The sequence below is a fragment of the Niallia sp. MER 6 genome, assembly GCF_023714395.1.
In the GTDB taxonomy this organism is placed as follows: Bacteria; Bacillota; Bacilli; order Bacillales; family Cytobacillaceae; genus Niallia.
Window position 1 is genome coordinate 75527 of sequence record NZ_JAMAUK010000009.1, and the last position, 25060, is coordinate 100586.

Below are 25060 nucleotides of genomic sequence, written 5' to 3' on the forward strand. Positions count from 1 at the left end.
ACTTGAATGATTTATTTTGGATAACAATTAGTTGTATTAAGGGAGTAGGTAATAAAACTGTAATTGAACTATATGAAAATTATCCAATGTTAAATTTTGATAATCTCAATGAACATATAAATACTATTAATAAAAAAAGTTTAATCAAATTGCTAACAGTTGAGAATATTGAATTTGCTAAGAAACGTGCTGAAAATTTAGTTAAATCACATGAAGAAAAAAAAATAGAGGTTATACCGATCTCTAGCGAATTGTATCCTAAATATTTGCGCTTAATTGAAGATCCGCCAACAATTTTATATGCAAAAGGGAATTTAGAATTATTAAAAGATGAAAATACAATCGCCATTGTTGGAACTAGAGAACCCACTGCAATAGGTATAAAGGCTGCAGGAAAGATTGCGGCGACATTTGCTACAATGGGCTATACAATTGTGAGTGGGCTAGCATTAGGTATAGATACAGCTGGTCATGAAGGAGCATTAAAAGTACAAAATGGCAAAACTATTGCGGTTTTGGCAGGGGACTTAATGCAAATTTATCCGGCAAAAAATAAAAAACTCGCAATGGAAATATTAGAACGGAATGGATTATGGCTTTCTGAAACCCCAATCGGTCAGGCAAATACTAGAGGCAATTTTGTGAAGCGAGATCGCATTCAAAGTGGATTATCTTTGGGCGTTTGTCCAGTACAAACTCCAATAAAAAGTGGTACTCAACATACCATTGAATTTGCAAGAAAACAAAAACGCTATTTGTTTACACCCATTCCTTTAAAACAAGATGAACATGAGAATGCTGTTCAAGGTAATATTGTATTGATTGAAAATGGAATTGCCGTATTAAAAGATAAAGAGTCTTACGAATTTATTCATGAAGAGCTAAAGGAATACAAATTACGGTTAGATAGGGAACACAAGGAGCGTTTTGAAAAAGAAGAAAAAATATCAAAGCAAATTTTAGAAGAAAATATTGAACAGTTAAATATGTTCGATTTATAGAGGGTAATAAATAAAAATCATAAGGAGGTTTTCAAAATGGTAGGACGAAACGATCTCTGCACATGTGGATCAGGGAAAAAGTATAAAAAATGCTGTATGAACGGAAGTCAAAGTCAAAAGCTGACAATGAATATAACTGAAGATGATAATTATGTAGCTATTTTAGATAGAGGTATTATGTATAAACGTGCTGGACATTACGATCAAGCACGTAAATATTATATTAAAGCAATTCAGTTATATCCAAAGCGTTCTATTGCTTACTATAACTTAGGGAAATTACTATATATTCAGGAAGAGTATAAAGCTGCTGTTAAATCATTTAAAACAGCTTTGGAATTAGGTTATGACAAAACAGAAACAATGCGTCATTTAGGACATGCATTAATCGATCAGGATGTAAGCGAAAAAGAGGCTCATATTGTCGCAACGTATCGTAAAATGGTAGATCCATATTATCGACTACAATTACAACGTGCAAAAGAGTCTGAAATGACTGAATATGATAAGAGATGTGTACAATCAGCTATATCTTATATGAATGAACAAGTAGAGATATAAGAAGGTATAATATGAAGATTGCAAAAGACTTTTACAAGCATGTTCCAATAGAAAAGCGAAAAATTGTCCAAAATAAATTGAATCAATTTGCTGAAGCTATAACAAAATCCAAAGTGTTTTCAGATGTCCCGAAAGGATTTTGGATTCGAAGAATTATTGGAACGAATATTTACAAGTTTCGTGTTAATAGTGGAGACCGTATTTTATTTCGTTTTGGCGAATCTGATGGAACTATCAACTTCTTGAGCTATGAAACGCATGATGATCAAGTACGTTCTGCTCGATCATTTCAGGATGTGGATTTAGAAGCGTATGAAATTAACATGGCAGAATATGCAGATGAAGACATTGACATCAAAATTGATCAGTATGCAACACAAGAATTGCTCTCGAAATTGTATGTAATTGAGCAACAAGATGTATTAGATGAAGAATATATTTCCTTATTGATTGAAAATCCATTGTTGCATACATCTAACGTATTAACACGAGAACAATTTGAATGTCTTACATTTTTGGAAAAGGTCGTAGTAATACATGGATGTGCCGGAAGTGGGAAAACAAGTATTGGATTACGAAAATTACTCCTAAACGAAGAACTGGCTATTCCAACGATATATGTAAGTCATTCATCATATTTAATGAATACAGTGAAGGAAACATTTTTTTCTTATATAAGCAAGCCCGAACACATCTCGTTTTGTTCGTTACAGCAACTATATGAACGTGTTTTACAAAGAAAGTTTACAGTTGTAAGTTTACAAGACTTTATAAAATGGTATGAGCAAAATAGATTACAAAATGAGCAAATTGCTTTAACCCCACAAGCAGTCTTTCTAGAAATTAATACAGTGATAAAGGGGGAGGCCAAACAGAAAGAATTACTTAGCTTAGATGAATATTTAGTTAGCTCGTCTGTTTTATCCATTACAGAGAAAAAGTTTGTGTATTTCATAGTAAGTCTTTATCAGCAATGGCTACAAACTAATAAATACGTTGATTTAAATGATCTTGCAACTATGGTATTGAAGAATAAAGGACAGTATATCAGTTTAATTGTTGATGAAATGCAGGAGTTAACCCAAAAACAATTAGACAGTATTACCCATTTGGCAAATGGACCGAATCAATTAATGGTTTTTGGTGATTACTATCAAGTGTTGCAGAATTATAAGTTTTCTATTGAGCAACTAAAACAACATCTAGCAGAAAAAGCTTGGCCTTACGAAATTATATCAATTTCGAAAAACTTCAGGTCGGGTTCTAACACTGTCAAACTATTAAATGAAATTAAACAATTAAAACAGTCATATCATCCCTCAATAATTCCTGAAAAAGAAGTAGCTGTTCGTGAAAGCAACATACCAAAAGTAATCATTAATCCGATAAAGTTGCAAAGCTTGGCTACCCACATAAATCAAAACGCCAATGCAATTGTGATTGTAGCGAATGTAAACGAAAAACAAAAAATAAAACAATATGGTTTTGACCGAATTTTTATAATTGATGAGGTACAAGGACTACAGTATGAAAATGTATTTTGCATTAATATAATGAAATTTAGTGATAAACATCTGAAGTTAAAAGAAACACCGAGGAAACATGCACAACTAAATAGTGTGTATCTTAATCAACTATATTTAGCAGCTTCAAGAGCTATTGAACAGCTTTGTTTTATTGAAGTGGAAACAAGTGGCCTATTAAATGTACAAATGCCATATCTAGAACAAACAAGTTTAGATTCACTCTTATGTGAACCAGCTACAGAAACATCGAAGGAAGAATGGTTACAAGAAGGATTTCAATTAAAACTATTAGGAAAATATGAGCAAGCAATTGATGCCTTTACGAAAGCCGGGGAAAATGAAGAAATCCAACAATGTAATAACTTACTAGCACGTACGAAAAATTATGACCATTTACAAGAGTACGAAGCAATTTTGAAGTTTGGATGGCATATTGATGATGCAAATCAATTAGTTAAATGCTTAACAGTGTTAGAAGAAGAATATGGGATAAGAATGGTTGGAAATATTTCTTATTTTGTAACAAAAATGGACGGACAAATTTTGTATCGTCAGCATTATTTATCACCAAGTTCTAGTGTTAAAGAGCAAGGGAATGAGATTTATTCGTTAATTGATTATGATTATGCATTAAAACAAACGTTATTTATTTCAGGATGTTTTTATAAAGGTAATGAACCTATTCATATTTATGAATTGTTTACAGTGGATGATACTCAATCCAGAGATCTATTGATGCTTTTTAACAATAACAAAGTGACCGTTAAAGCTACTAGTTTATTCGAGCAGCATTCTACTAAGGAAAGTTTTCATAGCTTTGATCAGAACCGATATGAATGGCAAGGCTTGCTAGAAACATTTAATGTAGATATTCATCGAGAAAAAGCAAATCAGAAAAAAAGCGCTAAAGATTTTTTAGATGATATCTTTAGTTAGCGTACAATAAACAATTAGTGTTACTACAATTGTTTAACATCGTATTCATCTGAAAATATTAAAATGTTTTAAATGTAACGATTGCTTCGTTGAATGATTTAGAAAAATGTAATTACTCAAAGCTTATTCCATATAAGCAATTTGCAGTTAGAATAAAAGAACAAAATTATATATTATTTAAACTGTATCAAAGAAAAATATATTCAGTATTTTAACACAAAATATACTTATTTTATTTTAGCTTTTAAATTTAAATAACAATATATAATGGGGGAGTCGTTATGAATAAAGTAAATAAAGAAATTAAAAAAGATATCAAAACTAAAGCTAATCCTCTATTAAGCATTTTAAATAGATACTTAGAGTTAACTGATACTGAGGGTCTCACGCTTGAAACATTAAATCATACACAAATTGATTACCTAAAATTTGTAGCTGATACAGACAATAACGGGAACTGCCAAATAGTTTTATCATTGTTATATAGATTTGGAATTAATGTTGAAAAAGACTTAAATAAAGCATTTAAATATATGGAGCAGGCTGCAATGCAAGAAATTGCTTCAGCACAATATATTTTAGGAACTATGTATTTTGAAGGTGTAGGGGTAAAGAAAAGCGTTGATAAAGCATTTAAATATATCTCATTAGCTGCTAAAAGTGGAGATCAGGATGCCAATGTCAGTTTGGTAGACTTATTAGTAAGGGGGATAGGAACAAAAAAAGATCCAAGAAAAGCGTTTAATATCTTGGTTAAGGAGGCGGAGAGGGACAATATGAAAGCTCAAAGCCTTTTAGGGTCATTCTATGCTACTGGAACTGGTTGTGATTTAAACTATAAAAAAGCAGTTGAATGGTTTAAGATTGCAGCAGAGAAAGGGAATTCAGAAGCACAATTTAATTTAGGATTATCTTATATAAATGGACGAGGTGTTGCTAAAAATCCACTATTAGCGGAGAAGTGGTGGAAAGAAGCGGCGAATCAAGGGAATACAGGAGCAATACAAGCACTATCTATGCTTTACAGTTAATTAATATTTATTTTGAAGTATTTTAAAGTGCGGGGAAAATAAAATAATAATTTTAAAGGTAGTACCGTATGTATTTGAACTAATTTGAGTTAATATAATAGGTTTAAATTTCAGAAATTAATATAAAAAAGTCCTAAGTCGTTATCCTTAAAACTAAAATCAGCTTAGTTGAATTAAATTAATTTATTTTATTTTATTAAGTCATTATGAATAAAGCAAATTAACAATAAAGATGCACCACTACATCTCATTAATTTTTGTGTTTTAATCTACCGTCAGTACTCCACACACGTTGAATGTGTGGCACAGCTCGTATTAAAATAACAATCACATAAAGCAAATCAGACCCTGCTTTCGTAAAATAATTTGCGATTGTAGGGTTTATTTTAAGTATTGTTTCACTAACAAAATGCCTAATTAACCATGTATTTAATTAAACAGAGTAATAATACAGACTTTTTCACTTTTGTGTGAAAAAGTCTGTATTAAATTATTTTAGTATTCCTCCTATACTGAAATCAGTGATAGAAAGTGCTTTCAAAACACAAATGTGGAGGAGGAATTACTAATGAGTGATACATGGTTAAATTTAAAAGGAAAAGTTGCGATCGTAACAGGCGGTGCCTCTGGTATTGGTTTGGAAATTACGAAGGGACTTTTAAATAATGGAGTTAAAGTTGTAGTTGCAGATTTAAATGGAGAAGAAGGAGCTAGAGAAGATGGTTCTTATTTTCTAAAATGTGATGTGACAAATAAAGAAAGTGTTGATAAAACTGTTTCTAAAACAGTTGAAATGTTTGGCACTGTAGATATCTTAGTAAATAATGCTGGTGTTAACTTGCCAAGATTGTTAGTGGATGATAAAGGGGAAAGACCGGAGTATGAATTGAGCGAGGGTGATTTTGACTTTATGGTAGCAGTAAATCAAAAAGGTCCTTATCTTTTTGCTCAAGCTGCTGCTAAGGAAATGTTAAAGGAAAAGAAAGGTGTCATTATTAACGTTTCGTCTGAAGCTGGTCAAGAAGGTTCTGCTGGGCAAAGCTGTTACTCTGCTACAAAAGGTGCCGTTATTTCTTTCACTCGTGCATGGGCAAAGGAACTTGGAAAGTTTAATATCCGAGTTGTTGGTATTGCTCCCGGTATCATTGAAACAACAGGTTTAAGAACAGATGCTTATAATGAAGCGTTAGCATACACTCGCGGCGTTACTGTAGATGGATTATCCACAGATTACAGCAAATCCATTCCTCTTGGAAGAGAAGGCAAACTAACAGAGATTGGCGATTTGGTAACCTATTTAGCTTCCGATCGTTCCAGCTATATCACGGGTACAACATTGAATATTTCAGGAGGAAAATCTAGAGGTTAACAGTGAAGTCAGAATGCCTTTAATGATTGTTTAAAACGAGGTTGACTGTCATTCACTTTAAGTTTTTCTAACCTGCTGTTTTGGCATTCATTTAGCAAAGAGGTGGTAGAATGTCTGACTTTACATTAGAGGATAAAGTAATTCAGATTATAGAATTATCGCAACAAAGAGACTATAGCTCTTTAGAGTTTTTAGCAGAAGCTTTAGGAGTAGGAACTAGATCTGTCCGAAACTATATCAAGAAGGTAAATGAGGAATTAGAGGGCATTGCATGTCTTGATAACAAAAGAGGCAAAGGCTTCTGGTTATCCATACAAGATCAATCTAGCTTTGACCTTCTAATGAATCACATCAGCTCTAAAAAAAATTTAATGGATTCATCGAAGCGCCGTATAGCTTATATCATTGAAAGGCTTATTAATAATGAGGTCATAATCACTTTAGATGAGCTGGCTTACGAGATGAATATAAGCCGAACCACACTCGTAAATGAATTGAAAAAAGCTTCTGTATCGTTGGAAGCCTATAATCTTAAAATTCATGGTAAACCAAATACAGGAATTAGCTTAGATGGTGTCGAGCTGGATATTCGCTTTTTTATCATCAATAATGTCTTTGAAATGATTTACAGGTCCTATCCATTAGATCAAGACATCGAAGAAGAAATAACAACAATTGCTGCCCGCCACGATTTCGAATCTAGTACACAAAAGCGATTGATGGAATTTGTAATAGTAATGCTCGATCGACTGTTGAAAAATCAACCATTAAAAAAAGTAAAGGACAGTCATTTAAAGCTCAAGCATACGCATGATTATCAAATCGGTTTAGAGATTGCCGCCGTCATTGAAAAATGTCTTCCAATCACAATCCCGGAAAGTGAGATAATTTTCATTACTATTCCAATCGCGGGGAGAAGGACGCCAACAAATAATCGCTCAATAGAAAATATTGCAATACCAGGTGAGATTAAGATATTACTAGAGTTAATTGTCGAAAATATTGGCTTCAAAAAAGATATTATCGAAGAAAATGAATCATTCTTTATCGATTTGCAATATCATTTAACATTTATGATTAACCGATTAATGTTTGGTTTGCGAATAGAAAATCCGATGTTAATGGATGTCAAAGAAAAGTATCCAGTAGCTTTTCAAATGGCAAAGATTGCAGGGGACATCATTAACAAGGAATATGATTTAGATGTTTCAGATGATGAACTCGGTTACATCGCTTTCTATTTTGGGGTGTTCATTTCGCAGAGTGAAGTGAAGGTTAAAAGCATTAGAAAAGCAGCAGTTATCTGTGGAACAGGAAGAGGAACAGCTAAGCTAGTCTCCAATCAGCTGCAGCGCATCCTCAATAAAGAGACAGAATTAAAACTTTTCTCAGAAACAGAGGTAACAAAAGAACTTCTAAATGAGTTTGATATTATCTTTTCTACAGTAAAACTTTCTATTCAAACTAGCAAACCGGTTATTTTGATAAATGAAATCTTTGATGAACAAGCTATTTCTCGAAAAATAGACGAAGTAGCATATATGCAAGCGTTTAGGATAAAGGCTGATTCTAATTCGCATTCATCCATTTTAAATCATTTAATAAGCAAAGAAAGCTTCTTCCTTTTAAATAGTAAGGTTGATTATCATGATAACTTATACACGATGGTGGATGAACTGGTTAAGACCGGACACTTGGATCATGAGTTCATAAACCGACTTAAGGAAAGAGAGAAAAAAGGATCAATGGTATTTGATCGTTACATTGCAATACCACATACCTTTAATTATCAATCTGATCAAATTAAGCTGGCACTAGGAGTTTTCCCCGATACAGTAATCTCTGATGGAAAAGATATAAAACTTATTTTCTTATTAGGCATTCCAGAACCACAATCTGAAATGACCGAACATCAGCTAGTGAGTGTTTATGATGAAATTATTCGAATAGCAAATGACGAAAAGGTGATAAACCAGCTAGCTAGTGCAGCAAATTATGAGGATGTATCAGAATGTTTAAAAAAGATTAGTAAGTTTAGTTAATCGTTATGCAATATTTTGTAAGCGTTTATCTTTGCAGCTGGAGAATTTAATGAAAAGGGGTAAGGAAATGTTTTTAGGATTTATTATATTGATTGGTATTGCATGGCTGTTACAAAGTATTTTTGGTTTTCTACAAATTAAACATTTCAATAGGAAGTATAGTGAATTAAGGCGCTTAGGCCGTGTAGCTATTGGCAAAAAAACCGGTATGTTCAGAGCAGGAACGGTTGTTATGTTCGCCATTGATAAGCGAAATAACATTATAAAAGCCGCTAAAATGCAAGGAGTTACGGTGTTTTCCCGAGTGCGAGAACTAAAAGGGTTTGAAGGGAAAAATCTATTGAAAATTTCAGATGGAGATTATAAAGGTATAAACAAATTAACAAAGTATGCAATAGAAGATGCTTTAAAAAGCTACGATGTTATTTCTAAAGGCGGAGAGTTAAGAGTTAAAAAAGGCTGGATTGATTATCTAATTCCTAAAAAAAGCTGACAGAAAAGGAGAGATTAGTATATGGATATCTTAATTAAAGGCGCAGAGAAATTTATGGACTTGTTCCGGCATGGGGGCGAGACATTTATAGGAATGGTAACAGATATTGTTCCTTTGTTAATCATGCTGCTGGTTGCGATGAATGCACTTGTCCGTTTGGTAGGGGAAGAAAGGGTGGAGAAGCTGGCAAGAAAGTCTGCGAAAAACCCATTTACCCGCTATTTTATCTTACCGATCATCGGTACATTTATTTTAGCTAATCCAATGACATTATCATTAGGCAAGTTCTTGCCTGAAAAATATAAGCCAAGCTATTACGCAGCTGCTTCCTATTCATGCCACACTCATAACGGGTTATTCCCGCATGTTAACCCAGGAGAATTATTTGTTTTCTTAGGTGTTGCAGCAGGGATTACGGCACTAGGTTTTGATACTGCAGAATTAGCTCTTCGTTATTTCCTAGTTGGTATTGTAACGAACTTCTTGCGAGGCTGGATCACAGATTATATGACAGCCTATGTAGCTAAACAACAAAATGTAAAATTAAAAGATACTGTTAAACTATAATAAATGGTGGTGAAGGAAAATGAAAACATATCAAGCTATTAAAATATCAAAAGGTTCAGGCGGATTTGGCGGACCATTAGTCATTACACCAACAGAAGAAAAAAATAAGGTTGTGTATATTACAGGTGGCGAAAAACCTGATATTGCAGATAAAATTGCTGAATTAACTGGTTGTGAATTAGTGAATGGTTTTAAAACAAGTGTTCCTGAAACAGAAATGGCATGTGTCATTATTGATTGCGGCGGAACATTGCGTTGTGGTTTATACCCGCAAAAACGCATACCAACAATTAATATAATGCCTACAGGTCAAAGTGGTCCATTGGCGAAACATATTACGGAAGACATCTATGTGTCAGGTGTAAAAAAAGATAATATCCAGCTTGCAGACGGGGAAGTGCTGCAAAACACAGCGAATACTCCTGCTGAGAAAACGGAAGAAAAAGAATATAAATATGATTCCAGCAAAAAAATTAGTGAGCAACAGAAACCAAAAGGTTTAATGGCAAGAGTTGGCATGGGAATGGGGAATATCACAAGTGTTTTCTATCAAGCAGGCCGAGATGCAATTGATACCGTAATTAAAACGATCCTTCCATTTATGGCCTTTGTTGCCATGCTAATTGGAATTATCTTAGAAACAGGCATTGGCGATCTTTTTGCAAGTATTTTATCACCATTTATCGGTAATGTTTGGGGATTGATGGCGATAGCACTTGTTTGTTCCTTCCCGCTGTTATCACCATTTTTAGGACCTGGTGCTGTTATTGCTCAAGTAGTAGGAACGCTAATTGGTGTAGAAATCGGTAAAGGCAATATTCCACCACACTTAGCACTTCCTGCATTATTTGCAATCAATTCACAAGCTGCAGCCGACTTTGTTCCCGTAGGGTTAGGATTAGCTGAGGCAGAGCCTGAGACAGTGGAAGTCGGAGTGCCGGCTGTGCTGTATGGCAGGTTTTTGACAGGAGCGCCAACCGTTTTTATCGCTTGGCTTGCTAGTTTTGGACTTTATGAATAACCATATAACAACACAGTTTGAATAGCACAAAAAATTTTAGAGTAAAAGGAGTAAAAAACCATGCAAAAGAAATATGAAACAGTCATTAATAAAATAGGTCCTTCAGTATCCGCATTTCTTGGCGACAAAATGTTGATTCTTTTTGGAGAAAATGCACCAGCAGAACTTGCTGATTATTGCTTATCCATTACGGTAAATAATATTGACAATGAAATAAAAGCAGGAGATACACTTCAACTAGGGGATAAAAACTATACAATTACATCGGTCGGAGATGCTGTGGAAAAAAACCTGACAGCCCTAGGACATATCACTCTCAAATTTGATGGATCGGAGAATCCAGAATTACCAGGAACTCTATATTTAGAAGACAGTGAAATAGCTGATGTGAAGCAAGGCGACATCATCCGAATATATTAATTATTTTTTTTCAGTAAAGTTAATAGCTTAACATTTCTAGGTAATCAGATAAATGGTCGTCGGAAGTTAAGCTATTTTATTTTTTCCTAAAGGGAGTGGAAATATGAAACTATTCATTGATTCTGCAGACATAAACAAAATTAAAATGCTTACTGAATACTATTCTATTGACGGCGTAACCACAAACCCAAGTATTATCGTTAAAGAAGGCAAACCTTTTTTACCTTTACTAAAAGAAATCCAAAGCAGTCTAGGCGTAGAGAAGGAACTTTTTGTGCAAACAATTGCTGACAAGGCAGAAAACATAGTGGAAGAAGCAGAGTACATTCAGAAGTCATTACAAGGGAATATAGTAATCAAGATACCTGTGACAAGCGAAGGCTTAAAAGCAATTAAATTGTTGAGCGGCATTGGAATTCGGACATTAGCAACAACAGTTTATACTCCCTTAAATGCATACTTAGCTGCCAAAGCAGGTGCAAACTATGTAGCTCCATATGTGAACCGAATTGATAACTTGACAGGCAACGGTATCCAAGTTGTCAAAGATATAGTAGAAATATTCGTAAAATCTAATTTTAATTGTGAAGTATTAGCAGCAAGTTTTAAAAATACCCAACAAGTACTAGAGGTTTGCCTAGCAGGAGCACATGGGGTTACAGCTTCTCCAGACATTATTGAAGCATTTCTTAAAGTTCCATCTATTAAAGAGAATGTAGAAACATTCAGTAGAGAATGGTATGAATTATACGGAAATAAAAGCCTTTTGGATTAAGTGGAAAGAAGGGGAAGCAGATGATAAAAGCGATTGTTTTTGATTTTGACGGATTAACGATTGATACAGAATACGCTTTATATGAAAGTTTTTGTGATATTTTAGAAATGGAACCAGGAAAACTGCCAATAAGTGAATATGCTGTCCATATTGGCACTGATTCTAGCAGCCTTTATAATTTTATCCAAAGCCAATCGAATGGGCTTTTAACAAGAGACGAAATCATCGAAAAATCAGCTGTTTTACATAAAGCAAAATTGAGTAAGCCTTTTGCACGAGATGGAATCGAGAATTATTTGAAAGCAGCTAAAGAGCTAGGGTTAAAGATTGGCTTGGCATCAAGCTCTTATAGGGATTGGGTTGAACATTTTTTAAAGGAGTTGGACATCCTTCATTATTTTGATGTTATTCAAACAAGAGATGATGTCAAAAAAGTGAAGCCAGATCCAGAGCTTTATAAAAATACAATCAAGCTTTTAGGAGTTAATCCGCAAGAAGCAATAGCATTTGAAGATTCAGCTAATGGTTCTAAAGCTGCACTTGCAGCCGGTCTAAACTGTGTAGTAGTTCCAAATAAAATTACAGAGCATCTTCCATTCGAGAATTATCATTTGAAATTAGCGAGTATGGCAGATAGATCACTGCAAGAAGTGATAGAGAGTATGGAGAAATCTGTTAACTTGCTAGAGAAGTAAAAAGACGACACTTTCAGTTAAGATAAGATAATATTTTTACAATTAATAATGATAAAAAAATAGACCAACACCTGTAAAAGCTTTGCAGGGGTTGTGTCTATTTTTTTTCCAAAAGTGAAGTTTAAGTGAATTACAATTCCATGTAATTAAAATAATAGCCAGCTCCACAAAAACGAGGAACTGACTATTTCTCTATTTAAATCACAAAGCCCCCATACCACCATCAACCCGATACTGCACACCTGTAATAAACGCACTTTCATCCGAAGCAAGGAATAGAACGAGATTGGAGATGTCCTCGGATTCTCCGTATCTTCCTAATGGAATTGATTTTTCCATGTCTGCTTTCGCTGCTTCAGCTTGTCCTGGTGCGAAGCCTTCTTCTAATGAGCGCATCATTCTTGTGTTCACTGGGGACGGGTGAACGGAATTGACACGTACTTTGTATGGAGCAACTTCTACTGCAGTGGCTTTTGTTAGGCCGACGACTGCGTGTTTGGATGCGATATAAGGTGTTACGTTCGGGCTGCCGCTTAGTCCGGCTACAGAAGAAGTATTGATAACACTTCCGCTTCCTTGTTCCTTCATGACGGCTAACACATGTTTTAGTCCTAAGAATACGCCGCGAACGTTAACGGCAAGAACTTTGTCTAAGTCTTCTACTTTTTGTTCTGTGATTGGAGCTACTTTACCTTCGATTCCTGCGTTGTTAAAGAAGACATCTATTCTGCCGAACTTCTCGACAGTTTTCTTTACATAGTTTTTCACATCTTCCTCTTGGGATACGTCTGCTTGTATAACGATAACTTCTCCGAAGGCTTCTAATTCTGCTTTTGCCTGATTAAGAGGTTCTTGAAATAAATCTACTAGAACTACTTTGGCACCTTCCTCTAAAAAACGTTTTGCTGTTACTTTCCCAATTCCGCCTGCTCCTCCAGTAATAAGGGCTACTTTGTTCGCTAATCTTGACAAAATGATAACCTCCTCTAAAAAAATAACGCTTACAATTTACTGTGCTAAATATTGTGACAATTGTGTGAATAATAAACCTCTATTTATTATAGGCTAACATGGCGCAAGATTTCTAATGAAAAGCCTTATTTCAATAGTGTTTAAAGGCTTTTTCGGCGTTGGAAATTTTTATTAGGTTAACGGTATGAAAGTAGTTGTCATAAAATCGTCGAATTTTTAAGTCTTTTCTACCTAATGAAGCAGATATAATGGAACTATAAAAGATGCATTTCCACTACTTCTTTATAAGGTTTTGTATTTAGGGGGGAATATTCAATATAGTTTTGAAAAACTTATAGTTTAAGTGTAACAACTATATATGTGATTCATTTCACAATCATATCGATTTTCTAGTCCTTATCTTGGAGGGGAAGACAATGAAAAAGAAATTAGTCATGATTGGAAACGGCATGGCAGGAGTCCGAACTGTTGAAGAAATACTAAAGAGAAATACTGATAGCTTTGATATTACCATTATTGGAGATGAACCTTATCCAAACTATAATCGCATTATGCTTTCAAATGTTTTGCAAGGAAAGACGACGGTCGATGATATTTACATTAATGACTGGAGCTGGTATGAGGAAAATCACATTCACTTAATAACGGGAGAAAAGGTTATTAAGATTGATAGAAATAAAAAAGAACTAATCACAGATAAAAACCAACTCATTAACTATGATGAGCTAATTATTGCTACAGGATCGAGTGCCTTTATCCTGCCGATTCCCGGAAGTGAATTAGAAGGAGTTATCGGATTTAGGACGATTGAAGATACAGAAAAAATGCTGGAAACAGCTCAAAACTATAAAAAGGCTGTTGTTATTGGCGGTGGCTTATTGGGATTAGAAGCGGCAAGAGGGTTAATTGACCGTGGCATGGATGTCCATGTTGTTCATTTATTGCCGACCTTAATGGAGCAGCAGCTGGATGCAGCAGCAGCGGATCTCTTAAGAAAAGATTTGGAAGCACAAGGTATGAAGTTTTTGATGGAAAAACAAACAGCTGAAATTTATGGAGAGAACCGTGTGCAAGGCTTAACGTTCACAGATGGATCATCTGTTGAATGTGATCTTGTTGTGATGGCTGTCGGGATTCGTCCGAATATTGCAATTGCTAAAGAAGCTGACTTAGAAGTGAACCGCGGAATTATTGTTAATGATTATATGGTAACATCTGATCCTTCTATCTATGCAGTCGGAGAATGTGCGGAACATAACGGGATAGCATATGGATTAGTTGCACCTCTTTATGAGCAAGGTACTGTCTTAGCTGATTATATAACAGGGAGACAGAGTGAGGGCTATCAAGGAAGTGTGCTTTCTACTCAGCTGAAAGTAGCCGGCTGTGACTTATTTTCAGGTGGAAAGATCCATGAAGATGAAAATACGCAAGCAATTATTGTTCATGACCAATTTGCAGGATTATACAAAAAAATCTTAGTAACAGAGAATAAAATCGTGGGGATTGTTCTTTACGGAGACGCTTCAGACGGCAATCGCCTGTTTAATATGCTGAAAAAACAGGCAGACATCAGTGAATACACAAGCTCGTCTGTTTTGAGTAAAGCGGGTCAGGAAAGAGAAGAAGATTTAGTTGCAAGCATGAGTGCGGAAGATACAGTGTGCGGCTGTAACGGGGTAACAAAAGGAACAATCGTCCAATCCATTCTAGAGCAAGGACTAAGCACATTTGAAGAAGTGAAAGGCTGTACAAAAGCAGGCGGATCTTGCGGCAAATGTAAACCAATGGTAGAGAGTATTTTAGCACATACCCTTGGAGACGGTTTTGATGCATCTTTGCAAAAGACAGGAATGTGCAGCTGTACAGCATTAACTCGTGACGAAGTAGTCGCGCAAATAAAAGAGAAGCAGCTGAAATCACCGAAGGAAGTGCGAATGGTTCTTGAGTTTGCAAGTGAAGAAGGATGTTCTAAATGTCGTCCAGCTTTGAATTACTATATGCGCATGCTGTTCCCGGAAGAATACGAGGATGATAAAGCATCAAGATTCGTGAATGAAAAGATGGAAGGAAATATTCAAAAAGATGGTACATTTTCTGTTGTCCCTCGGATGTATGGCGGAACAACGACGGCAGACGAATTAATTAAACTGGGCGAAGCAGCGAAAAAGTATAATGTTCCGTTAGTGAAAATTACAGGTGCAAGCCGCATCGGACTGTACGGAGTGAAAAAAGAGGATGTACCACATGTATGGGAAGACTTAGGAATGCGTTCTGGCTATGCTTATTCTAAATCACTTCGAAACGTCAAATCCTGTGTCGGTTCAACATTCTGTCGTTTTGGGACTAAGGACTCTTTAGGGCTTGGCATTAAACTTGAACAAGCGATAGAGATGGTGGATACGCCGCATAAAATGAAGATGGGAGTTACTGGCTGTCCGCGTAACTGTGCTGAAGTGCTGACAAAAGACTTTGGGGTTGTTTGTGTAGAAAATGGCTATCAGCTGTATTTCGGCGGAAATGGAGGCACCGAAGTTCGAGAGTGTGACAGCTTAACTACTGTTAAAACAGAAGAAGAGGTTATAACATTTGCAAAAGCATATGTACAATATTACCGGGAAAATGCGAATTACGGAGAAAGAACAGCTCCATGGGTAGAGCGCACAGGCGCTGATAAGGTGAAAGAAACACTATTAAATGAAGAGAATGTTAAACAGTTTGTAAGCCGTTTTGAAAAGGCGCGATTAACATATAAAGAGGCTTGGTCTTCCATATTGAGTGATGAAACGAAACGAGAAATGTATGAAGTAATTAAAGGATAATCGTTAAGGATAAAAATGGAGGGGGAAGTAAAAATGACAGCAACAAAAGAATGGACGAAAATTATGAAAAAAGCGGATCTGCCAGTTCAAATCGGCAAAGAAGTGCATCTGAAAGGAAAATCAATTGCTTTATTTCATCTTTCTAATGGTGAAGTAAGAGCGATAGAGAACCGCTGCCCACATCAAAATGGCCCTTTGGCAGAGGGTATTGTGTCTGGAGAGTATGTTTTCTGCCCGCTGCATGATTGGAAGATTTCTTTAGTTACAGGGCTCGTGCAAAAACCAGACGAGGGCTGTGTAGAAGTATATGAAACATTAATAAAAGACGACGAAATTTATGTAATGGTGTAAAAAATGAAAACAAACAAGGGGTATGTAGCATTTGTGGGAGCAGGACCTGGAGATATTGGCTTGATTACTGCAAAGGGGATGGAGTGCTTACGGAAAGCGGATGTTGTTTTGTACGACCGTCTCGCCAATCCGCGGCTTTTACGCTTCACAAAGAATGACTGTGTTTTCATATACTGCGGAAAGCTGCCAAATCATCATATTATGCGGCAAGAAAAGATTAATGAAACATTAGTAAGGGAGTCATTAAAGGGAAAATATGTAGTCCGGTTAAAAGGCGGTGATCCTTCTGTTTTTGGCAGAGTCGGCGAAGAAGCAGAAGCAATTGCCAAATACAATATACCGTTTGAGATAGTGCCTGGAATAACAGCAAGCATTGCCGCGAGCATCTATGCAGGCATTCCAGTAACGCACCGCGATTACAGCAATAGTTTTACGATTAGAACAGGGCATAGATGCAAGAAAAATGAAGGTTTAACATCCTTACCTAAGCAGGAAGCGGCAGGAGAAACACTAGCGTACTATATGGGGGTACAAGGCTTGCCGGACATCTGCGAGCAGTTATTATTAGAAGGCTATGCTAGTAATACAAAGGCAGCTGTTATTGAATGGGGGACTTTAGGAAAACAGAGGGTGGTAGAAGGCACGTTAAAGACAATTGTTGAAAAGGTAACGGAAGCAAATGTGAAAAACCCTGCTTTAACGATAGTTGGTGATGTGGTCAAGCTGCGGTCAAGCATTGCTTGGTTTGAGAAAAAACCTTTTTATCAACGAAAGCTGCTGATTGCAGGTGACCAAGAAGAAAGCATCCTTGAAAGGCATTTTACAATCAACGGAGCAGAAGCTTATGCATTTCCTGCTTTACTAACAATCCCTCATTCCTTTTCAAATGAAGAATTGCAAATAGTGATGGAAGCTGAAAGATTAATTTTTGCTTCTCCGGAAGGAATAGATATCTTATTCTCCCAGCTATTTAAGGCTGGGTATGATATAAGGAATCTTCCGCGGCGGATTGAACATCTGTCTGAAAAAGTCCGTGAAGAGCTACAAAAAAGAGGAGTGCACAGTAATAAGGCATCCTTTGATAGAAGCAAAGCGGTTTTAATTGGTGACATGCAGGCATTAACTGAAAATACATTTTCGAATAATTTGCTCGTAATACCAAGTCATCATGTGGATATCGATACTAGATTTGATGAGATAAATGAACGATTATTGACAGAAGATGCTTGGGAAACAGTTGTTTTTTCGAATAAACGCTCAATCGATCTCTTTCTGCAAGAATGGAATTATTATACTAAAAGAGATCCTAAGGAATTGTCTTTTGCTGCAATAGGTCAATCAGTAAAAAAATATGCATTACAAATGGGATTCAGGCGTGTAGATGAGAAGGTCCAGCAAGAATTAGATAAAAAAGAATGGATGCGTGATCACGAATGGACGCAATTGTATACATTGGACATGGCAGCATTAAGCCTATAGGAAACAAACAGTTTACAACGTTTGTTGAAGAAGTAAAAAAAGAAGTGAATATACAGGTTCAAGAAGTTGCCTTTTTAGAGCTTGTTTCACCATCAATTTCCGAAACAATGAAAAAGGTAATTACAGGCGGAGCAAAAGATATTTTAGTAGTTCCTGTTTTGCTGTTTGCGGCAACTCATTTTAAGAGAGATATTCCAGAAGAGCTAGCTAAAATGAAAGTGATATTTCCAGAGGTAAACTTCTATGTTTCTAGACCATTTGATGTTCATCCCAAAATGATAGACTTAGTCATAAAACGAATTCAAGAAAAACGAATCGACAATGAAGGAAGTATTCTAATTGTCGGCAGAGGCAGCAGTGATCCTGAACCAATTCTGAAGCTGTTGGAAATGAGCCATCATATTTACCGCAGATTAGATGCACCTGTCTATACTGCCTTTTTAACTGCTGGTAAGCCGGACTTTGTTAATGAGTTGAATAAACTTCAGCAAGAGTACAGCAAAATTTATATTGTCCCATATCTATTATTTACAGGTATGCTGTTAAAAAGAATGGAAAGTGCTGTTGCGAACAGCCGCCAAGAGGTCATTCTTTGTGATCCGCTGCAATACGATTCACGCCTGAAGCAGGTGCTGTTAGAAAGGATGCAAGAGCAAATAATGGCTGAACGGGGAAATGAAGCAAGATGAGGAGTGTTTAACATGAAAGATGTAATTACAGCTTTTAGTAACACTGCATTAATGAAGACAAATGCACTTAATGCAAACAAAAGTAAGTATATAGTAGGCTCAATGCTTGCTGGTTTTTTCGTTGGATTAGGGATAATTCTTATTTTTACAATTGGCGGTATGCTGGCTCCAGCTGAGTTTGCTGGTACAAAAATTATCATGGGAGTCTCCTTTGGTATTGCTTTGAGCTTAGTGATTATGGCAGGCGCAGATCTTTTTACTGGCAATAATATGGTGATGACAATTGGGATGCTGGAAAATAAAGTGACCTGGAAAGACACGGGCAAAGTATGGGGATTCAGCTATATCGGCAACTTTATCGGCTCTATCCTTGTGGCATTATTATTCAGTTATTCTGGTTTAGCTATTGGCGGTGTAGCTGATTTTGTAACAAGTGGAGCAGCAGCAAAGATGAATGCTCCTTTTATGGAATTGCTTATCCGCGGCATTCTTTGTAATATATTAGTTTGTTTAGCTGTATGGTGCTCCGTCAAGCTCAAGGATGAAACGGCTAAATTAATTATGATATTTTGGTGTCTCTTTGCATTTATCACTTCTGGCTTTGAACATAGCATTGCAAATATGACGTTGCTATCTATTGCGTTAATCATCCCGCATCCTGAGACAGTCTCTTTTGGGGGGATGTTTGCTAATTTGCTGCCAGTAACACTTGGCAATATTATCGGAGGCGCTGTTTTTGTAGGTGCTGCGTATTGGTATAATATTTCAGAAAAGACACAAGCGGTTGTTAAGTCTTTTAAGAAGGAAGCATAATATAATATTATGTGAATTTATTCACAAAAAAATAGGAAGAGGGCAAGTTATCCAATTATAACTTGCCCCTCTTCCTATTTTTTAGCGCCTGCATCTATAAGAATATCTTTTATCTCCGTAAAACCTAGCTCCTTTGCATGTTGAAGGGGAGTAACCCCATTCGAGTCAGGGATGTTAACATCTGCTCCATGCTTTATTAATAATTGAATTGTTTCCTGTTGATTTTCCCCGCCATCACTAAGCACAATTGCTTCTAGCATAGCTGTCCAGCCAAGATTATTAACATGGTTAACATCTATATCCGTGTTGTCGAGAAGCTCTTTAATAACATCCACATAGCCGTGCTCAGATGCAGGAATTAATGCTGTTCCGCCAAATCTATTTACCAGCTTTGGATCTGCTCCAGCATTTATAGTCAGCTTAACAATTTCTAAATATCCTTCTGCCCCAGCATACAAGAAAGGGTTATTTTTCATATTATCTTGAATATTAACATCAGCACCATTTTCAATCAGAAGCTTTACTGTTTCAGGATCATTGTTGTAAGTAGCAACCATTGCTGCAGTCCGGCCCTCTTGACCGACACTGTTAATATCGATTCCCTTTTCTATGAAATTCGTAATTTCAGATATATTGCCAGTCTCCACTGCTTGAAAAAACTGCTCTTTTTCTTGATTACTCATCGGTTCTTCTGAGTCAGCCTCCTTATGTTTCATCATTGTTTCTTCTGAGTTGTTCTCTTTGTCTTGGTTAGCCGTTTTCTGTTGTTCTGGAGCTGCTTGACAACCAACCAAAATGATTGTGGTTAAAAATAAGATTAATAGAGTTCGCAAAAAGAATTTTCCCTCCTTTATCCTTTGTCGGTATTAGCGGGAAAGAGACCCTGATAGCAATGTTCCTTTATAAAAGACTGCTTCTCTAGTTGCCCGTCTTGCCACTGCTTCAGCACTGCATGATGCTTTAACAAGATTCATATCAGCATCATCTCCAACAATTGGCCAAACTTGTTTGCCTTGCTTATTTAACGGTGTTTTTCCCCCAGTCGCAAACCGCAGTGACTGTGATAAAGACCATTCATCCACATAGCCGTAAAGCTCTGCGAGACGGCCAACCTTTTCTAAATTATCGCCGTTGCCAAACGGGGACCAATGGTCAGTAAGGCTGTCTGTGCCTAGTAATACTGGAACACCTTTCTCTGTTAATAATGGAATAGGCATGATTAATTTACCAATAGGGACTGTTGTAGTCACTGCGATTCCAAGATGAGCAAAGCGCTCGGCCAGTTCAGCAGCTTTTATATCAGGAACACCGGCAAATCCAAAGGCGTGGCTGACGGTTACTTTGTTGTGCAAACCTGCTTGCTCCGTTAAATCAGCCAATCGATTCATTGTAAACAACCCTAAATGGTCTCTGTCATGGATATGGATATCCACCTCTGAATTAGTATCAACGGCCATCTCTATAATCGTATTCAACGATTTTTCTATATTCCTGTCTACTGAATGTGGATCCACTCCGCCAACATGTGTAGCACCATTTGTTAGTGCTTCTTTGACAAGACTCGCTACACCAGAATGAAGCAAACCATGCTGAGGGAAAGCAACAATCTCATGTGAAATCTTTCCCGAGAAGGAAGCAAGAGCTTCTAGTGAAGCTTCTAAATTTTTCAGTCCGATGACAGGATCAATGTTAACATGGGTGCGGACATGGGTTGAACCGAACCCAATCAGTAAATCTAAGATTTTCATTGCTCTTTCTTTGGCAGTCGGCAGCAGTTGAGGCAGCAGTTCTTTTTCCTCTGCAAAGCGATCAAAGATGTTTTTTGCTGGTGTAACAGCTTTCCATGGACCGCCATAATAAGTTTTATCAATGTGAATATGCATTTCTTTAAATGTTGGCAGCATTAGAGATTTTCTTGCATCATACTTGATAACATCATCACTAATGAATGTTGACTCAGGAACAATCTCAGCAAATTTTCCGTTTTCAATGAGAATATGGAAAATGGATGTGTTTGTGCCAGTAACTATATCGTCTTTAAATTGATATCCTGTTTCTAAACGGACATTTTTCAGCCAATAAGAAGAATGTGTCATCTATGAATCATCCTTTCGTAAATCCACCTGCTACTAATTTTCCTTTATACAGAACTGCTGGGCGGTTTGATCTTCTGGCAATTGCTTCAGCAGAGCAGCTTGCTTCTGTAAAGACAATGCTTGCCTCATCGCCGATTTTCGGCCAAACCTGCTTTCCATTTTTGTTCAATGGTGTAATTCCGCCTGTTATAAAACCAAGAGTTTCTGCAAGCTTTTGTTCTGTTGATCTGCCGGAAAGCTGGGCTAATGTGCTGGCTCTCTCTAAAATATCTCCATTGCCAAAGGGCGACCATGAGTCAAAAATATTGTCACAAGCAACTGCAACTTGAACTCCTTTATCATGAAGAAAGCTGACGGGGGGGATGGTTCTGCCAATTGGTACACTAGTAATAATGGAAATGCCAAGTTCAGCAAGCATCTGTGCCATTTCATCAGCTTCCCCTTTAACCATGTCTCCTAATGCAAAAGCATGGCTGATGGCCACTCGTCCATGCCAGCCGGCCTCTTCTGTCAGTTTTGCCAGCCTTCTAATTGTCGCTAACCCAAGCTGACCAGGATCATGTAAATGCAAATCAATACCTACATTTTCTTCCACAGCAATATCCATCATCTGCTGTAAGGATTTTTCCATATTTCCATCAACATTGGCAGGGTCAACACCACCCACTAAGCCTGCTCCATTGCGGACAGCATCTCTTACTAAATCTGCGCAGTTATTCAATAGCAAGCCATGCTGTGGAAAAGCAACAATCTCGTAAGATAATTTCCCTTCATATTCTGCAAGTGCTTCCTGAACCTCAAAGAAGTTTTTTAGGCCTGCTTCTTGATAGATATCCACATGTGTGCGAATATGTGTAGAACCAGCTTGTAGCAGAACTTCAATAAGTGCTTGAGCCCTTTCTTTTGTTGTCGTTGGAAGGGTGGGCAACACGTTTTTTTCAAGTTCAAACCGTTCAAAAATGCTTGAAACAGGTGTAACTGCACGCCATTTATCTCCAAGTAATGTCTTGTCTAAATGAACATGCTTTTCAACAAAGGAGGGTAAAGCTAATAAATTATGAACATTTTTTTTTGGTAAATGATCGTCCAGCAACGTATCAGCAGAGATGATGTTGGCGATTTTGCCATTTTCGACAAACAGGTGGCAGTTTTCCGTTATTGTGCCAATAATCGCCCCATGTTCATAGCGATACCCTTTTTCTAAACATACATTTGTTAGCCAGTAGGATGAAGACATTGTGTCACCACTTTCTTTGTGATAATTAGTTAAGGAGAAATAAGTTATACATAGTTGTTTACAGTAATCATAACGAACTAAAAATGCATATTCAAGCAAAAAAACTTAAATAAAATGCAATATTTTGCAAATTGACTTAAAAAAACTTATAATAAAAGAACGAGGTGAAATAATGTTACAAGATGAAAGACTCGAAGCAATTGTCCAATATTTACATGTAAATGAGAGAGTTGATATAGAAACAATCTGTGAAATGAATCATGTATCTAAAGATACAGCACGAAGAGATTTAATACTGCTAGAAGAAGCAAAAAAAGTAATTAGAATCAGAGGCGGAGCAAAAAGAGCACAATTATCCAACGAGGTTTATAATTTCGATGAGCGTGCAGAAATGGCACTAAAAGCAAAAAATGAGATTGGCAAACTAGCAGCCACATTGATTCGTGATGGAGACCATCTTATTTTGGACGCATCAACAACAGTACTCGCTTTAACAAAATACTTAACAAGCCAGAACCATAATATTGTAACGAACTCAATGGATGTGGCCAATGAATTATTAGTAAGAGAAAACATCCGCATTAACCTGTTAGGCGGAACTCTGTCAAAGAATCACCGTGCTATATACGGATCACGGGCAATGAAAGATATTCAAGACTATAAAGTGAACAAATGCTTTATCGGAACTTGCGGTATATCTGAAACTGGTCTGTCTACATCTATTGAAGAGGAAGGTCTTCTTAACCGTGAAATGGTAAAGTGTGCTGATACAGTTATTGTCCTTGTAGACTCTACGAAGTTTAATAAAACCTTTTTTCAAAAAGTATGCGGCTTAGAAGACATCGACATAGTCATTACGGAAAAAGAAATACCGAAAAATATGCTTGAACTGCTAGAAAAGCATAATATCCAAGTAATCGCTGCTCCTGACGAGCTCGGAAGGTAAAAAAAACGAAAACTTTTTAAATTCCAGTTGTTTTCCATTTTAGTACATTATACGATGTGTTCAGACATCGATGTACTTTAATTGGAAAGGGATATGAAATGAAACTTAGAATCGAAAACATGCCGTCTTGCCTAGTAGCCTATATGAGACAAATTGGTCCGTATGGACGTAGAAACGAACAATTAATGAAGAAGTTCAAAGGCTGGCTGAAGGCTAATAACTTACTGAATCAGAAATCTAGCATTCTCGGTATTGCCCAAGACAATCCACTGTTAACTGCACCACAAGATTGCCGATACGACACATGCTTAATTGTCCCACAAGGGTTTGTAACAGATAGGGAGGAAGTCAAAACTGGGCATATGAGTGGAGGGAAGTACGCAGTCTTTAAAATTGCCCACACTGCAGAAGCTGTTCAAAAGGCTTGGGTTGAATTTCCTTTAGTATTAGATGAACAAGGGTTAAAGCATGATGAAACGAGGCCTGTGTTGGAGAGGTACAGCCTTGAGCTTGTTGAGGAGCATTATTGTGAGTTGTGTGTTCCGATTCGGTGAGGGTGGCAGAAGCATATAATCTTCCCGTAATTATTGTTTATCTCTGGAGTCTATTAAAGGGATAACGGGATTACCCCAATAAATCATTTATTGGGGTTTTAAAATTGCCCTTTCAACTAATAATAGAGGATGAAAAACTTTTCAAGACTCTGCATTTTGAATAGGAAAAATTATAAGAAATACGGAATTAATAATAGCAGTCTCATTTTTAATATACCTAGGAGGAAACCATGGGAAGATTAGTACATTTCGAGATTCATGTAAGTGATATGGAGCGGGCAAAGAAGTTTTATGGAGAGGTCTTCGGCTGGACGTTTCAGGATTGGACGGGATATGCAGGAATGCCTTACTTTGGGGCAGTAACAGGGACAGAGGAAGAGCCGGGAATAAATGGAGCACTAGTGCAGCGGCAAGGTTCAGCTCCTGAAGGAAATCAAGCTTTAAACGGCTTTGCCTGTACGATGGGAGTAGGAGATTACAATCATACTGAAGCAATCATTCTCGAAAATGGCGGCGCGGTTGCTTTGCCGAAATACGCCCTGCCTGGAATGGCTTGGCAAGGCTATTATAAGGATACAGAGGGGAATGTTTTTGGGATTCATCAGCCAGATGAAAATGCAAAATAAAAAATAAAAATTGCTGCTCCAATAAGGCGGATAGAGGT

At 36.7% G+C, this 25060-nt stretch carries 24 protein-coding genes; 20 read left to right on the forward strand and 4 right to left on the reverse strand.

The genetic code is table 11. The features are described 5' to 3' along the window. Positions 1–2 precede the first annotated feature (2 nt). The 12 genes from M3600_RS13450 (at position 3) to M3600_RS13505 (ending at position 12437) form a co-directional block, all read left to right on the forward strand. A complete protein-coding gene (locus M3600_RS13450; protein ID WP_251646381.1) occupies positions 3–1001 on the forward strand; it encodes a DNA-processing protein DprA in 999 nt (332 codons plus the stop codon). A 36-nt stretch (positions 1002–1037) separates the two neighbouring features. After that, positions 1038–1562, forward strand: coding sequence for a YecA family protein (locus M3600_RS13455; RefSeq protein ID WP_251646383.1), 525 nt, complete (start codon positions 1038–1040; stop codon positions 1560–1562). Between the two features lie 11 nt (positions 1563–1573). Continuing rightward, positions 1574–4024 carry a UvrD-helicase domain-containing protein gene (locus tag M3600_RS13460; RefSeq protein WP_251646386.1) on the forward strand — a complete coding sequence of 817 codons (2451 nt, stop codon included), beginning with the start codon at positions 1574–1576 and terminating at the stop codon, positions 4022–4024. A 281-nt stretch (positions 4025–4305) separates the two neighbouring features. After that, the gene (locus M3600_RS13465) at positions 4306–5055 is read left to right on the forward strand and encodes a tetratricopeptide repeat protein (RefSeq protein WP_251646388.1); all 750 of its coding nucleotides are present in this window, start codon (positions 4306–4308) and stop codon (positions 5053–5055) included. A 568-nt stretch (positions 5056–5623) separates the two neighbouring features. Beyond that, positions 5624–6424: an SDR family oxidoreductase gene (locus M3600_RS13470; RefSeq protein ID WP_251646390.1), complete on the forward strand. Its 801-nt coding sequence runs from the start codon at positions 5624–5626 to the stop codon at positions 6422–6424. A gap of 110 nt (positions 6425–6534) precedes the next feature. Further along, complete coding sequence (locus tag M3600_RS13475) at positions 6535–8466, forward strand: BglG family transcription antiterminator (protein WP_251646392.1); 1932 nt, start codon at positions 6535–6537, stop codon at positions 8464–8466. A gap of 67 nt (positions 8467–8533) precedes the next feature. Beyond that, positions 8534–8959 carry a transcriptional regulator GutM gene (locus M3600_RS13480; RefSeq protein ID WP_237940694.1) on the forward strand — a complete coding sequence of 142 codons (426 nt, stop codon included), beginning with the start codon at positions 8534–8536 and terminating at the stop codon, positions 8957–8959. Between the two features lie 21 nt (positions 8960–8980). After that, a complete protein-coding gene (srlA, locus tag M3600_RS13485; protein ID WP_233316330.1) occupies positions 8981–9526 on the forward strand; it encodes a PTS glucitol/sorbitol transporter subunit IIC in 546 nt (181 codons plus the stop codon). Between the two features lie 19 nt (positions 9527–9545). Then, positions 9546–10547 (forward strand): PTS glucitol/sorbitol transporter subunit IIB, encoded by a 1002-nt coding sequence (gene srlE, locus M3600_RS13490; RefSeq protein ID WP_233316331.1) that lies wholly within the window; start codon positions 9546–9548, stop codon positions 10545–10547. A 60-nt stretch (positions 10548–10607) separates the two neighbouring features. Further along, positions 10608–10967: a PTS glucitol/sorbitol transporter subunit IIA gene (locus tag M3600_RS13495; RefSeq protein WP_233316332.1), complete on the forward strand. Its 360-nt coding sequence runs from the start codon at positions 10608–10610 to the stop codon at positions 10965–10967. Between the two features lie 103 nt (positions 10968–11070). Continuing rightward, positions 11071–11742: a transaldolase family protein gene (locus M3600_RS13500; protein WP_251646394.1), complete on the forward strand. Its 672-nt coding sequence runs from the start codon at positions 11071–11073 to the stop codon at positions 11740–11742. Positions 11743–11765: 23 nt separating this feature from the next. Then, a complete protein-coding gene (locus tag M3600_RS13505; protein ID WP_251646435.1) occupies positions 11766–12437 on the forward strand; it encodes an HAD family hydrolase in 672 nt (223 codons plus the stop codon). A gap of 201 nt (positions 12438–12638) precedes the next feature. On the opposite strand, the gene M3600_RS13510 is transcribed toward M3600_RS13505, so the two are convergent. Then, positions 12639–13409: an SDR family NAD(P)-dependent oxidoreductase gene (locus tag M3600_RS13510; protein WP_233316334.1), complete on the reverse strand. Its 771-nt coding sequence runs from the start codon at positions 13407–13409 to the stop codon at positions 12639–12641. Positions 13410–13825: 416 nt separating this feature from the next. On the opposite strand from M3600_RS13510, the gene nirB reads away from it, so the two are divergent. From nirB to M3600_RS13535, 5 genes are read left to right on the forward strand one after another with little or no spacing between them, the layout of a single operon-like run. Next, positions 13826–16231, forward strand: coding sequence for a nitrite reductase large subunit NirB (nirB, locus tag M3600_RS13515; RefSeq protein WP_251646396.1), 2406 nt, complete (start codon positions 13826–13828; stop codon positions 16229–16231). A 33-nt stretch (positions 16232–16264) separates the two neighbouring features. Continuing rightward, a complete protein-coding gene (gene nirD / locus M3600_RS13520) occupies positions 16265–16582 on the forward strand; it encodes a nitrite reductase small subunit NirD (RefSeq protein ID WP_233316336.1) in 318 nt (105 codons plus the stop codon). A 3-nt stretch (positions 16583–16585) separates the two neighbouring features. Continuing rightward, positions 16586–18061, forward strand: coding sequence for a uroporphyrinogen-III C-methyltransferase (gene cobA, locus M3600_RS13525; protein WP_233316337.1), 1476 nt, complete (start codon positions 16586–16588; stop codon positions 18059–18061). Further along, complete coding sequence (locus M3600_RS13530; protein WP_251646398.1) at positions 18016–18750, forward strand: sirohydrochlorin chelatase; 735 nt, start codon at positions 18016–18018, stop codon at positions 18748–18750. The genes cobA and M3600_RS13530 overlap by 46 nt, the downstream gene beginning before the upstream one ends. Before the next feature lie 12 nt (positions 18751–18762). Further along, positions 18763–19563 (forward strand): formate/nitrite transporter family protein, encoded by an 801-nt coding sequence (locus tag M3600_RS13535; protein WP_233316339.1) that lies wholly within the window; start codon positions 18763–18765, stop codon positions 19561–19563. Positions 19564–19637: 74 nt separating this feature from the next. On the opposite strand, the gene M3600_RS13540 is transcribed toward M3600_RS13535, so the two are convergent. From M3600_RS13540 to M3600_RS13550, 3 genes are read right to left on the reverse strand one after another with little or no spacing between them, the layout of a single operon-like run. Next, positions 19638–20396: an ankyrin repeat domain-containing protein gene (locus tag M3600_RS13540; protein WP_396953810.1), complete on the reverse strand. Its 759-nt coding sequence runs from the start codon at positions 20394–20396 to the stop codon at positions 19638–19640. Positions 20397–20429: 33 nt separating this feature from the next. Continuing rightward, positions 20430–21659: an amidohydrolase family protein gene (locus M3600_RS13545; protein ID WP_233316340.1), complete on the reverse strand. Its 1230-nt coding sequence runs from the start codon at positions 21657–21659 to the stop codon at positions 20430–20432. 7 nt (positions 21660–21666) lie between these two features. Continuing rightward, positions 21667–22896, reverse strand: a complete 1230-nt coding sequence (locus M3600_RS13550; RefSeq protein ID WP_251646400.1) for an amidohydrolase — start codon at positions 22894–22896, stop codon at positions 21667–21669. Positions 22897–23068: 172 nt separating this feature from the next. On the opposite strand from M3600_RS13550, the gene M3600_RS13555 reads away from it, so the two are divergent. The 3 genes from M3600_RS13555 to M3600_RS13565 all read left to right on the forward strand — a co-directional run bounded on the left by M3600_RS13555 (position 23069) and on the right by M3600_RS13565 (position 25022). Then, on the forward strand, positions 23069–23842 hold the full coding sequence (locus tag M3600_RS13555) for a DeoR/GlpR family DNA-binding transcription regulator (protein WP_233316342.1): 774 nt from the start codon (positions 23069–23071) through the stop codon (positions 23840–23842). Positions 23843–23940: 98 nt separating this feature from the next. Continuing rightward, positions 23941–24396, forward strand: a complete 456-nt coding sequence (locus M3600_RS13560) for an AraC family transcriptional regulator (protein WP_237940705.1) — start codon at positions 23941–23943, stop codon at positions 24394–24396. A 230-nt stretch (positions 24397–24626) separates the two neighbouring features. After that, entirely contained in the window at positions 24627–25022 is a 396-nt protein-coding gene (locus M3600_RS13565) for a VOC family protein (protein ID WP_251646402.1), read from the forward strand. Positions 25023–25060 lie beyond the last annotated feature (38 nt).